The organism is Mesorhizobium sanjuanii, from assembly GCF_002529485.1.
Classification (GTDB): Bacteria; Pseudomonadota; Alphaproteobacteria; order Rhizobiales; family Rhizobiaceae; genus Mesorhizobium; species Mesorhizobium sanjuanii.
The window spans coordinates 1-594 of sequence record NZ_NWQG01000324.1 but is presented as its reverse complement, the minus strand read 5'-3'; the positions used below and the strand labels follow the sequence as shown (position 1 = coordinate 594).

Here is a 594-nt window from a genome sequence, read left to right as displayed (position 1 = left end):
TTTCAGCCAGTCGAGATATTTCTGGATCGAGTAGACGGCAGCCGGGCCATTGGTGTCGCCGCCGCGTGCGGTGCAGGAGCCGACCGGCCGCGAATTCTCGTCGACCTTGATGCCCCATTCGTCGACCGGCAGACCGTTCGGAATGCCTTTGTCGCCATTGCCGGCCATCGACAGCCAGGCGTCGGTGAACCGCCAGCCGAGCGAGGGGTCCTTCTTGCCGTAGTCCATGTGGCCATAGACCTTCTTGCCGTCGATCTCGCGGCCGGTGAAGAACTCGGCGATATCCTCATAGGCCGACCAGTTGACGGGAACGCCGAGATCGTAGCCGTACTTGGCCTTGAAGTCCGCCTTGTTCTTCTCGTCGTTGAACCAGTCGTAACGGAACCAGTAGACGTTCGCGAACTGCTGGTCGGGAAGCTGATAGAGCTTCTTGTCGGGCGCCGTCGTGAACGAGGTGCCGATGAAGTCCTTCAGGTCGAGGTTCGGGTTGGTGACATCCTTGCCCTCGTTCGCCATCCAGTCGGTCAGGTTGCGCACCTGCTGATAGCGCCAGTGGGTGCCGATCAGGTCGGAATCGTTGACCCAGCCGTCATA

Annotated in this window: 1 pseudogene; it reads right to left on the bottom strand. The window is 60.6% G+C overall.

Annotated elements, in window-relative coordinates:
• Positions 1–594 (bottom strand): annotated as a pseudogene (locus CN311_RS31700) (carbohydrate ABC transporter substrate-binding protein); the annotation flags it as partial.